This is a genomic window from Bartonella sp. B39, from assembly GCF_053795145.1.
Window position 1 is genome coordinate 1,860,006 of sequence record NZ_CP200036.1, and the last position, 12,947, is coordinate 1,872,952.

The window sequence follows — 12,947 nt, forward strand, 5'->3', positions numbered from 1 at the left end:
TTCAATTTTCATCAATAAGAACACGTAGAGCAAAACTGGTAAAAATGCTTATGATAAGCCAATTAAGAAAGCGGGTATAAGAAGGATTTTGCTTGAGTCTGTAGGAAAATTTATGAGCCATAAAAATTATAGAAATATTAATAAGTAGAGAAATGGGAATATAAGAGAGACTCAAAATGGGCACTTTTTGCGTAGCCATAGGATCATTTACATTGATAAATTGCGGCAAGAAAATCACGTTAAAAAGGATAATTTTTGGATTTAAAAGGTTAATTCTAATAGCAGTAAAATAATTGCGTCTAAGGCTTTTGTATTTGGTGGATGTTTCTTTAAGAGAAAATGTGGAATGTTTACGCAATGCCTGAAAGGCAAGCCATAGAAGGTAAAAGGCGCCTACAACTTTAGGAAGAAAAAAGGCGCGCGGTGAGGTAAAAATAAGTGCTGATATGCCAAGTGCTACAGTAACAGCTTGAAACCCGTAGCACTCCCTAAAGCACATATAATTCCAGTCTTTTTGCTTTGTGCAATAATGCGTGATACAGACAGTATAATATCAGGTTCTGGAATGAGCGCTAGAATCAACGCTGCTGAGAAAAATTGTATCATCATAGGCTATTCATGGAAAAATGACATGTAAATCACTTTTATTTCTTTAAAGAGCTGTTCACAACTTATTACCCATCACAAAACATCCCTCTTTACACTTTTTCGTTTTTTTGCATCTATTTAATGTTGCTTAAAAGGAATTTGTTTTCATTGCTTGCATAGTTTTAATTTCTGAGTAGAAGAAAAGAAAGGAAACTATATAGAGCTTTAAAATGAAAAAATGGAAAAATGTTAAGAAAGTTGTTCTAGCGTATTCAGGGGGGCTAGATACGTCGATTATTCTTAAATGGTTACAAAGTGAACTAGATGTTGAAGTTGTAACCTTTACAGCTGATTTAGGGCAGGGGGAAGAGTTAGCACTTGCTCGTCGTAAAGCTGAAATTCTGGGTGTTAAAGAAATCTATATTGAAGATTTGCGTGAAGAGTTTGTGCGTGATTTTGTCTTTCCAATGTTTCGAGCCAATGCAGTTTATGAAGGATGCTATCTTTTAGGTACATCCATTGCTCGTCCACTTATTTCAAAGCGCCTTATTGAAATTGCCAAAGAAACAGGTGCAGATGCTATCGCCCATGGAGCAACAGGAAAAGGCAATGATCAGGTACGCTTTGAGCTTTCTGCTTATGCACTTAATCCTGATATAAAAATTATTGCTCCGTGGCGTGATTGGTCTTTTAAAAGTCGTACAGAGTTGGTTGAATTTGCGCATGCACATCAAATTCCGGTAGAGAAGGATAATCAAGGTGATGCACCTTTTTCCGTGGATGCAAATTTATTACACTCATCATCAGAGGGCAAAGTTTTGGAAGATCCAGCGCTTCCTGCTCCTGAATATGTTCATATGCGCACTCTTTCTCCGGAAGAAGCTCCAGATCAAGCAACTATAATCACGATAGGCTTTAAAAAAGGTGATGCTATCTCGATTAATGGGAAAGGTTTCTCTCCTGCGGATTTACTTACTGAATTGAATAATTATGGACGCGATAACGGTATCGGTCGATTAGATTTGGTAGAAAACCGTTTTATAGGTATGAAATCGCGTGGGATTTATGAAACACCAGGAGGGACCATTCTTTTAACGGCTCATCGCGCGATGGAATCCTTAACATTGGATCGTGGTGCAGCGCATTTAAAAGATGAATTAATGCCGCGTTATGCAGAGCTCATTTATTATGGCTTTTGGTTTTCGCCTGAACGTAAGATGTTACAAGCAGCTATTGATTTATCTCAAGAAAATGTTGAAGGTGAAGTTACGCTAAAGCTTTATAAAGGTAATGTGATTGTTGAAGGCCGCGAAAGCAAAAAATCACTCTACTCTCGTGAATTAGTAACTTTTGAGGATGATCAGGGTGCTTATGACCAAAAAGATGCTGCTGGTTTTATTAAATTAAATGCATTACGTCTACGCACATTAGCAGCGCGCTCATTAATACATACGGAAACATAACACAAGTCATTTTAACAGTGTTAAGCGCAGGACAGATTTTATATTAAAAGTTAAGGAAGGAAATTTCTTTAATTGGTTTTGGTTGCAGATGGATTATTCATCAATTTTGAGTTCAATGCTAGAGGTTTTGCTTTCTTGCTGGTAAGTGTAATAAGAAAAACCTATAAGAAGAACGATTAAAGCAGCGATAATCAAAACGAGTAAATTGCGATTCATAATATTCACACTTTCGTTTACGTAAAGTATAGACAAAATAATAGGGCGGGTGCTGATTATGGCAAGAGTATGATAAGAGTTTATACCTTTTCGCTTGCTATTATTGACGAATAAATTCAAGAACTATACACCATATCGTGAAAGAATTTAATATTAGGATAAAGATGATGATGCGTGACCAGTGTGATACCTTTAGCTTTACACTCGAATTAAGAGATGCGGCTGTTCAATCGAAAGCTTGGCCATTTGAAGAAGCGCGCAAAATTATCAAACGATATGAAAAAACAGGTTACCCCGAGAGTGTAATATTTGAAACAGGCTATGGGCCTTCTGGTTTACCGCATCTTGGGACTTTTGGGGAAGTAGCACGTACAACCATGGTGCGTCATGCTTTTCATATTCTCACTGAGAATAAAGTTAAAACAAAACTTCTTTGTTTTTCTGATGATATGGATGGTTTACGTAAAGTTCCTGATAATGTACCTGATCGCGAGAAGATGAAAAGCTATCTTGGTCAACCACTTAGCCGTGTTCCAGATCCTTTTGGGGATGATTATCCTTCTTTTGGAGCAGCAAATAACGCCCGTTTGCGCGCTTTTCTTGATCAGTTTGGTTTTGATTATGAATTTGCGAGCGCGACAGATTATTATAGTTCCGGTCGTTTTGATGAAACGCTTTTAAAAATACTTGCCTGTTATGACAAGGTAATGGCAACCATTTTACCAACATTGGGTGAAGAGCGACAGGCTACTTATTCGCTTTTTTTGCCGATTTCCCCATTTTCTGGAAAAGTGCTGCAAGTGCCGATGATTGCCCGTAATATTGAAAAAGGCACTGTTACCTATATTGAACCTGAAACAGGAGAAACCATTGAAACGGAAGTTACAGGGGGAAAAGTTAAGTGCCAGTGGAAGGTAGACTGGGCGATGCGCTGGAAAGCGCTTGGCGTTGATTATGAAATGGCGGGAAAAGATCTTATCGATTCCACCAACCTCTCTTCCAAAATTTGCAAAGTGCTTGGTGGTAATCCACCAGAAGGATTTAATTATGAGCTATTTTTGGATGAAAAGGGGCAGAAAATTTCAAAATCCAAAGGAAATGGCTTAACCATTGATGAGTGGTTAACGTATGCTCCAACAGAGAGTTTAGGGCTTTATATGTTTTTGAAGCCGAAAACAGCAAAGCGACTTTATTTTGATGTTATTCCAAAAGCTGTTGATGAATATTATGCGCATCTTTCAGCCTATGGCCGTCAAAAATGGCAAGAACGGCTTAATAATCCTGTATGGCATATCCATAATGGTTGCCCTCCGCAGGTTGATTTGCCTGTATCTTTTGCTATGCTTTTAAATTTAGTAAGTGCTTCAAATGCAGAGAATAAAGATGTTCTTTGGGGCTTTATTTCTCGCTATGCTAAAGGAGCAAATCCGCAAACTTATCCAGCCCTTGATCAATTGGTGCAGTTTGCCATTAAATATTTTGATGCTTTTGTTAAACCAAACAAAAAATTTCGAACACCAGATGACAGTGAACGAGCAACATTAGCGCAAATTGATGCAAAATTAGCTAATTTGCCTGAAACTATTGATGGAAACATGATTCAAAATACGCTTCTTGATGTTGCACGTTTGACAGAACGCTATCAAGATCATAGCAAAAAAAGCCCTGAAGGAGGTCCTGGTGTTTCAAATGTCTTTTTTCAGATGCTCTATGAAGTGCTTTTAGGGCAAGAACGAGGACCACGATTGGGATCATTTATCGCGCTCTATGGGATTAATGAAATGCGTGCCCTGATTGCTGAAGCGCTTGCACGGCCTATAGGTGAATAATGGAAAAGAGAGTGCAAGAAGTAAAACGGCGACGAACATTTGCGATCATTGCTCACCCAGATGCGGGGAAAACAACACTAACAGAAAAATTGTTATTATTTGGTGGAGCTATTCAGCTTGCCGGTGAAGTGAAAGCAAAAAAAGATCGTATTCAAACCCGTTCTGATTGGATGCATATTGAACGTGATCGTGGTATTTCAGTTGTGACATCGGTGATGACGTTTGAATATGAGAATCATATTTTTAATTTGTTAGATACTCCGGGACATGAAGATTTTGCTGACGATACGTATCGCACTCTCACGGCTGTTGATAGTGCTGTTATGGTGTTGGATGGTGCACGCGGCATTGAGCCTAGAACGCTGAAATTATTTGAAGTTTGTCGGATGCGAGATATTCCTATTATTACTTTTGTCAACAAAATGGATCGTGAGGTGCGTGATCCTTTAGAAATTTTAGATGAGATTGAAGAGAAACTCGCACTTGATACCGCACCGATAACTTGGCCCATTGGTATGGGTAAAGATTTTGTTGGCACTTTTAATCTTCATCACAAGTATTTTCGTCGAAAGGATGATGAGGTAACACCACAAGTGATCTCTGGGTCTGATGAGGTTGCACATTTACTTCCTGAAAATCAACGTGCACCCTTTATTGAAGAAGTGGAACTTGCTCAGGGTGTTTGTAAAAAATTTGATTTGCAAGCTTTCCGTGAAGGACATATGACACCAGTTTATTTTGGTTCGGCTTTACGAAACTTTGGTGTTCGTGATTTGATCAATGCGCTTATTGATTTTGGTCCAAGTCCTCGTGATCAGGGTGGAGATCAACGCAATGTTATAGCCACGGAACCTAGAATGACAGGATTTGTTTTTAAAATTCAGGCTAATATGGACCCTAATCATCGTGATCGTATTGCATTTTTGCGGGTATGTTCAGGGATGCTTGAACGTGGCATGAAGACAAAATTGGTAAGAACTGGAAAGCCAATGACACTTTCAGCACCACAATTTTTCTTTGCGCGCTCGCGTCAAATTGCTGATCAAGCTTATGCTGGTGATATAGTTGGTATTCCCAATCATGGAACATTACGGATTGGTGATACATTGACAGAAGGGGAAGATATTCTTTTTAAAGGTGTGCCCAATTTTGCACCGGAAATTTTACGTCGTGTTAGTTTGTGTGATCCGATGAAAGCAAAAAAGCTCAAAGAAGCTTTACAGCAAATGGCCGAAGAAGGTGTCGTACAGTTATTTATCCCCGAAGATGGTTCGCCTTCTCTCATTGGTGTGATTGGTGCCTTGCAAATTGATGTTTTAACGGAACGACTTAAGGTGGAATATTCTTTGCCGGTAAGTTTTGAATCAGCGCGCTTTAGTGTATGCCGTTGGATTTCTTCAGAGGATAAAGATGAATTGCGAAAATTTGTAACCAATCACCGCTTTGCCATTGCTCATGATCTGGATGGCGATCCAGTTTTTTTAGCAGAAAATCATTTTTCATTGAATTATGAAGCAGAGCGGGCACCGAAAATAAAATTTGCAGCTTTTAAGGATTACCAAATCCGCTCTGAATAAAGAGAAACTTTTACTATTGTAACAGCGGTTTTTTAATAAAATCAAAACAAAAAAGAGAGAGGAGTCACCTCTCTTTTGTGGCAAGAACTGTTATAAGCAGATTTAACTAAGTCCCTCTTTGATCCATTCGGAAACGCGTCCCTTGGAAGCGGCTCCAACCATATTTGATGAAACATTTCCACCTTTAAACATCAATAATGTAGGAATTGAGCGTACTCCGTATTGGGTAGCCAATTCCGGATTTTCATCAATATTTATTTTGGCAATTTTAACTTGATTTTGCATTTCTGCTGAAATTTCATCCAAAATTGGAGCAATCATTTTGCAAGGTCCACACCATTCTGCCCAAAAATCAACTACAACAGGAGTGGAAGAGGTCAGAACTTCGCTTTCGAAATTGCTTTCATCAACTTTTATACATGTCATGAGTATATCCTTTATATCTACTTCTATTATAGATTGGTATGGTGAAGATTCATATCAAGTTATTGCAAAGATAAATTATAAGAAGCTTTAGGAAAAAGAATTTTTAGCTTATAGGGCAATTTTATCAAGAATTGCATCAAGTTTTTCCGGAGAAAGTTTGAAAACTTTTGCTTCTCTGCTGTAAATAAGAAGAGCTTGAACATCTCTGTTGGGATGGATAGCTTGCAGCAATTTTCGATAAAGAGCCATTTGCAACAAATAGCGTGACGCGATAGCAGCTTCGCTTTTTGGTGGGATTCCCGTTTTAAAATCGGCAAAGATAATGCTATTTTCTGTTATGTATAGACGGTCAATTTGACCGGAAACTACTTGTTCTTTTCCACGAATTTTTATAATACCCATGAGGGAGACTTCAGCACGTGAATGGTCAGAAAAGAGGGGTTTGAGATATGAATGATCTAAAATCTGCCAAACATGACGTAGTGCATCTTCTTTTTGGGATTGATACCAATGAGAGGCTTTCATTTTAAGATAACGTCGAGCATAATCGCGACGTTTTTTAGGCGTGCAATTGGGCAAATATTGCAGCAATCGGTGAACAATATTACCATATTCAATGAAAAAAGCTCTGTTGGTATTTGTTTCTCCCAAAACAGGTGAGATGCTAGACTGTTTTGAATGAGAGAAAAGCTCATTATCAGCTTCAATAGAGAGACTAGCAACAGAGGGTCTTAATGGCTTCGGTAGAGTTGGTTCTGCTGGGACTTTACGGGAGAAAAAATCTGGTAAAGGTGGGAGTGTTTGGTTATTCGCATAATGTACCTCTTGGTTTATTGGGGTAGAAATGTGGGGTGTGATGCAGTAGCGCCAAGCCGCAATATCTTCTGCTGGACCTTTTATAGCAACGGCATGTGGTTTGAGAGCTTTCTTTACCAGTTGTAGCCATGTATCAGAAAAGGTGCGCTCACTTTTATAACCGCAAACAAATAATCGATCTTCAGCACGTGTCATTCCTACATAAAGAAGACGTTTGTATTCTTCTTCTGCACGCTCTTTTAAATGCGAAAGTGCTTTTTCAGAGGGTTTTGTGTTAAACTCTGCATTGGGGTGCCAGATATAAGCTCGTTGGTCGTTCAGTTGTGTATTGTTTAAGGGAACTTTCAGAAGGTGGGGAGCATGCTGCGAATGCCAAATAGCACTCCCTGGATCAACCAGAAATACAACAGCAGCTTCCAGCCCTTTAGCAGCATGAACAGTCATGATACGGATTTCTTCATGATTTTGATCAAATTCACGTTTAATTTCTGGTTCACTTGCGCTTAGTGTTTCCAAAAAAGCTTGTAATCCTGGTAACCCCGTTTTTTGAATCGTGAGTGTGTAATCCATAAAAGCGTCAAGTACGTCATTTGCTTCTGATCCTAAGCGAGCTAGAATTTTTAGTCGTCCCTTATCATTGTTTAAGATATGGCTATAGAATTCAAAAACTGGCATTTTATCAACTAAATTGCGATATTCATTGAGACTTTCAAAGGTGTCTTTAAAAGATGCATGCGATGATGCATGCATACATAGGCTTTGCCAGAGAGAACCTGTACGATATGCTGCAATTTGAAAAAGTTCCTCTTCACTAAGCGAAAAAAGAGGGCTTTTTAAAACACAAGCAAGAGACAAATCATCTTGTGGTTGCAAAACAAAACGTCCAAGCGCCATTAAATCTCGCACACTCATATGTTTTGTAAGCTGTAAACGATCAGCGCCAGCGACAGGTACATTGCGTTGTTTAAGGGCACGAGAAAGCGCTAAGACAAATTCGTCACGCTTACGAACTAAGACCATAATATCACTTGCACGCATTAAGCGCCCTTTTGCTGGAAGCATTTCTCCTTTCTGTAACCAGCCATCAATAGTTTCAGCAATTTTTTCCGCTAGACGTACTTCCGGTGTATCTGACTGATCAACAGTTAAATGCCAATCGTTAGGAAATTCATTAGTTTCTTTGGAAAGTGCATCCCATAAAATAACTTCACCAGGGCTGTGAATACGAATAGCTTCGTGCACTGTTTTTGTATTTTCTGCTGAAAGCCCTTTGTAATTCTCTGGTGTTTCAAAAACAAGATCAACACTTTTAAGAACATCAGCTGTAGAGCGAAAAGAATAATTCAGTTGTATTTTTTCAAATTTCTGCTTCGCTTGTTCTGCTTTTTTTTGAATCATTCTGCCATTTGCAGCAAAATTTTCTGGGGCAGCGCCTTGAAAAGAATAGATAGATTGTTTTTCATCTCCAACAGCAAAAAGAGTGCGTATATTGTCACGTTGACTATAACCTGTGAAAAATTCTTGCGCCAAAAGTTGAATAATTTTCCATTGCTCAGGGTTGGTATCTTGTGCTTCATCAAGCAAAATATGATCAAGACCATGATCAAGCTTATAGTGTACCCATTGACTCGCACCTTCACGTTGCAACAAATGGAGTGTACGCTCAATGAGATCATCAAAATTTAAAAAACCATTGGCTTTTTTTAAATTTGCATAAATTTTGAGATAAATGGCACAAAGATGAAAAGCGGCCATATTGAGTGCGAGAATTTTTACGCATTGATATTTCTCTAAAAGAACAGAAAGCTTTCTTTGTTTATCTTCAATCGTTTGTTGAATAAAGGGCCAAATCTCATCTGACTTTTTAGAAGATATAAGTGAAAAATTACGGGGATCGCCTGTCGCTTTAAAATAAACATTTGAAATGACGTTGATGATGGTTGTTTCATCACAAGTGGTTTCTAATTGGGAAAGTTTCTCAATCATAGCCTTGGTATTTTTATTACCATAGGTTTGGCAATGTGTAAGAGCATAAAGAGGTAGGCGAGCCGTCTGTTGAATTTTTTCCAGTAGCTGCTGGTTTGTATCATAAGGTGCTAAATTAAACAGCGCACGCAATTGTTCCTCTCCATTTTCAGACAAAAGAGAGGATAAAAAACCATGCAGTTTATGTTGCTTTTCATTTGCTTCATCCAACAATTTGTTAAGAGTGTGTTCACTGATAACCTTAAGCAGTTGTTTCAAAGCGGGTTGTGCATCATTATGCTTTAAAAGTTGGCAGCGCGCTTCTTGTTGTAATTTTTTGCGGTTGACATCATCTATGAGTTCGAAATGTCCAGCAATATTGGCTTCTAGCATAAATTGATGCAAGAGAGATTCGCAAAATGCATGAATAGTTTGGATTTTTAAACCCCCAGGTGTTTCTAGGGCACGAGCGAAGAGTTGGCGCGCATAGGTTATTTTTGTTGCATTGATAGGTTTGTTTTCAAGCTGCGATAATATTTCTTTAAGCTGTGCATCATCGAGCTCATTCCAGCTGGAAAGTGTGCGAAAAATTCGTGATTGCATGACAGCGGCTGCTGCTCTCGTATAAGTGAGGCATAAAATACGTGCGGGAGGGGTACCGTTTAAAAGCAAGCGAATAACGCGTTCGGTTAAAACATGGGTTTTTCCAGAGCCTGCATTTGCAGAAACCCATACATTTTTTTGGGGGTGTGTTGCTGTTGCTTGTGCATCAAGGGCTGCTTCAGGAATAGAAAAAAGGGTCATGATTGGTTTCCTTTATGGAATTCATTTGACCACTCCCATAAGCGTGCCAGGTGGTCATAGTCACTTTCATATTCTTTTTTTAAAGGGACTGCGTGTGAAAGATAGCCTTGTTGTGGATTTTTATAATACTCTATTAATGCGATAAGATGTTCCCATGCTTTTTCACCGAGATTAATGACACTTTGGTGCTCTTTTTCTCCTTTCTTTGAAAAAATTGATTTAGGAGTGATTTCACCTTTTCCATTGAGAGGGATGTAAAGTAGATTTGATGGGATAATATTTTGAAAATCTGTAAAGGCTCCTTTCATGAGCAAAGCTGTTTCCAGTGCCAATTGTGGAAATAATAGATCACGAACTTGTTTTGATGAGGGAGGCGTATTGGTTTTAAAATCAAGTATTTCAACCGTTTTGTTTGTCAATACATCAATACGATCAGCGCGTCCTGAAAGAGTTACACCTGTTGTACCTATAGGTATTTTTTCGGATACTACTTCGGTATGTCGTTCTCGAGGCTCTATACTTTGTTCCCACTGAATAATGAAGGGAGCAAGATTTTCAAAACTTGTCCACCAGATTATTTCAACATCGGAAGGTAAATTAAACTTATCAAATTCTTGTCGTCCAAGAGTTAGCAATATATCCAATGCATTTTCGGCATTTGGATTTTTTACTTTTGTTCCAAAAGCAGCAAGAATAGCGTGATAAAGTATTCCACGTTCAGCAGCAAAAGATGTATGGGTGAGCGCTTTAAGCGGTTTAAGACGCAAGATTTTTTTGGCATAAATGGCATAAGGATCATACCGCAAGGTTTCTATTTCAGTGACCGAAAAATGGCGAGGACGCATATCAAGGGGCGGTATGGGGCAAGGACGTTTTGCACAGGCAATGATATTTGTTTTATCAAGCATTTTTGCCCAATGAAGGAATACTTCACCCCGTGTACGGATTTGTTTCCAAACCTGTTTTCCTATAACCGTTTCTAAGCGCTGTAACCAGCGTGAAGGAAGTGAAGGAACGTGGTTAACCCTTAGTGCTCGGCTCATCACCACTTTATTCATTCCCATAGCCCATTGAAAATCATGTGCAGAAAGACCAATACGCTGTTCTGGAGGTTCAAGAGTTAACATCATTTTCATTGGTCGTGATAAAAAAGCGTCATTGTGGGTTGTTATAGGCCATGATCCTTCATTGAGACCGCCGATAACTACTGTATCAACCGTTTGTAAACGTGATTCCAAAGTGCCCCAGATAAATAAACGCGGATGCCCCCCTGGGGAAGGCGTAACGGAGCGTGTCGCTATTAAAGCCGAAAACATAGCGGACCATTCGCAAAGACGAAATTTTAAGCCTGATTGATCACTCACCAATTCACGCAAAAAAGTTGATAAGGCTTGCCCTGCTTCATGTTGATAAAGAGTTACAAGAGAATCGTTCTCATCGCGTCCAAAATTTTCAAAGACCTCAACTGTTGCTATTGCTGCTTCATTGATGGTGCATTCTCTCTCCTGTTTTAGGAGATATGCTAAAGGTTCGATAGCTTTAACCAAAAGGTGACAAAGAGCGCGTGCTTCTTCGCACTTTTGTTTGTCAAGAGTCTTCGTTTTAGAAGTATTGTTGCAATATGTTTCCATCCATTTTTCAAGAAATTGGTCACATTCACAAAGATTGATATGGCTAGTGCTGTCTCGCAGAACAAAGAGTTCAAAATTTTCTGCCATTTCGCGTAAGCGATGACGATTTTGTTTAAGCATTGTGAGTGGATGTTTGAGAAGGGAAAGAAAAGCAATGGGATCATTAGGTTGAAACACATTTTCTAAAAGAAGCCGCAACAGGGTTGCAGGCAATGTTTGTGCAAGTGGTATTCCCCCTGAATCATTTGCTTCAATTCCAAATCGCTGTAGTTCAGCGGACACACGACGTGCTAAATTACGGTCATTTGTGATAAGAGCTGCATTTTTTTGGGGCTCTTCAATGGCATTACGTAATGCAACGGCAATAGCTAGGGCTTCTTCACGCTCATTTATAGCTTCAATGAATGACCAATCTGCGCAAATGGTTTCATAATCATCACGGACAATTTGTACCCATTTATCTGTTGTAGAAGCTGGTCGGAGTGCTTCTGACAACAGAGCTGCACGTTTTGCTTTTATTGCACTTTGTTGTCCAATTTCACGAACATGAATGCGGCGACATTTCATAAGAGAGAGAAGTTTTTTTAAATGATATTGAGGATGGCTAAAAGCGTTTGCTGCGTGATCGAAAAAATCAAAAGTTGTTCTTTCTTTATTATTCGCGCCCAATGCATTCCATTGATCTTCATCCATATGAAGATCAAGTCCAGGAAGAACAACAGCTCCTTTTGGCAAGCGAGAGATTACTTTTAAAAGATGAGAAACTGCGGGAATAGAACCTGCAACACCAGCTGCAAGTATAGGTTTGTTAGGTTGTGTATGGTGTAAAGTTTCTGCGTGCATTTTGAGTGCTTGATTGCGCCACTCAGCTGGATTACTCCGTTGTCTTTCTTGTAAGATTTGTGGCCAGCTTTGTGTGACAATGGTGAGAAAGCTGAGCGTTATTTGCCACCATTCGGCTATCATATCAGGTGCAATTTCTTTAAGTTTTGACCAATCTGCTGCTTCTGTTTCAATTTCATCCATCAGATGTGCTAAATCTTGAGCAAGCCAAATTGCATCGGCAGTATGAGCAGGAATAAGTACATTTTCTGTACCAAACATGGCACGCAGATGAGCAGGCAAATTTTCGCGCCATGGATGAATAAGGCGCGCTAAAAGCAAAAGGCGTTCAGTATCTCCAATGGGAGGATTCAAAGTGTTGGTATTGTTTTCAACAAAAAGGAAACTCTCTTCGTTCAGATCTCCTAGAGCGCGAATGGTTGGCAAAAAGGTTGATTGTGTAGCGCTTCTTTCAACAAATGCAGCACGTAAAGCACGAGCAGCACGGCGCGTTGGTACATAAATGAGGGTATCAGCAAGAGCTGTCTGGACATTCCCATTTGGTGCGAAGTTCTCAATAAGAATGCCTGATAGCAATGCATCAACAAAATGCGGTAGAAAAGCAGTTCCTGGAGAAATAGAAAAGACACGCGGTTTAAGGGCCATATGATCTCATTAGGAGTGCGTGGAAAATATTCCATCTTGTTGATTATTTGCGTTGTTTCTACTGTATACAATTTTTATGGTAGAAAAAACTGAAAAGCTATATTTGTGTAATAGATTTTTGATTTGAGTTAAACGACCGGTTTA

The 12,947-nt window shown here is 39.2% G+C and carries 7 protein-coding genes and 1 pseudogene; 3 read left to right on the top strand and 5 right to left on the bottom strand.

Features of this window, described 5'->3' with window-relative positions; genetic code table 11:
* Position 1: 1 nt before the first annotated feature.
* Positions 2–609 (bottom strand): annotated as a pseudogene (locus V4P57_RS08525) (LysE family translocator).
* A 209-nt stretch (positions 610–818) separates the two neighbouring features.
* Between V4P57_RS08525 and V4P57_RS08530 the strand changes: the two are divergent.
* On the top strand, positions 819–2,051 hold the full coding sequence (locus tag V4P57_RS08530) for an argininosuccinate synthase (protein WP_455466098.1): 1,233 nt from the start codon (positions 819–821) through the stop codon (positions 2,049–2,051).
* A 93-nt stretch (positions 2,052–2,144) separates the two neighbouring features.
* On the opposite strand, the gene V4P57_RS08535 is transcribed toward V4P57_RS08530, so the two are convergent.
* The gene (locus V4P57_RS08535; RefSeq protein ID WP_455466099.1) at positions 2,145–2,267 is read right to left on the bottom strand and encodes a hypothetical protein; all 123 of its coding nucleotides are present in this window, start codon (positions 2,265–2,267) and stop codon (positions 2,145–2,147) included.
* A gap of 167 nt (positions 2,268–2,434) precedes the next feature.
* Between V4P57_RS08535 and V4P57_RS08540 the strand changes: the two genes are divergently transcribed.
* Together V4P57_RS08540 and V4P57_RS08545 are read left to right on the top strand one after the other, a co-directional pair.
* A complete protein-coding gene (locus tag V4P57_RS08540) occupies positions 2,435–4,096 on the top strand; it encodes a lysine--tRNA ligase (protein WP_455466993.1) in 1,662 nt (553 codons plus the stop codon).
* Positions 4,096–5,673 (top strand): peptide chain release factor 3, encoded by a 1,578-nt coding sequence (locus V4P57_RS08545; RefSeq protein ID WP_455466100.1) that lies wholly within the window; start codon positions 4,096–4,098, stop codon positions 5,671–5,673. The genes V4P57_RS08540 and V4P57_RS08545 overlap by 1 nt, the downstream gene beginning before the upstream one ends.
* A 102-nt stretch (positions 5,674–5,775) precedes the next feature.
* Here V4P57_RS08545 and trxA read toward each other — a convergent pair whose 3' ends face one another.
* The 3 genes from trxA to addB form a co-directional block, all read right to left on the bottom strand.
* Complete coding sequence (gene trxA / locus V4P57_RS08550) at positions 5,776–6,099, bottom strand: thioredoxin (RefSeq protein ID WP_455466101.1); 324 nt, start codon at positions 6,097–6,099, stop codon at positions 5,776–5,778.
* A 108-nt stretch (positions 6,100–6,207) separates the two neighbouring features.
* On the bottom strand, positions 6,208–9,684 hold the full coding sequence (gene addA / locus V4P57_RS08555) for a double-strand break repair helicase AddA (protein ID WP_455466102.1): 3,477 nt from the start codon (positions 9,682–9,684) through the stop codon (positions 6,208–6,210).
* The gene (gene addB / locus V4P57_RS08560) at positions 9,681–12,803 is read right to left on the bottom strand and encodes a double-strand break repair protein AddB (protein ID WP_455466103.1); all 3,123 of its coding nucleotides are present in this window, start codon (positions 12,801–12,803) and stop codon (positions 9,681–9,683) included. The genes addA and addB overlap by 4 nt, the downstream gene beginning before the upstream one ends.
* Positions 12,804–12,947: the final 144 nt, after the last annotated feature.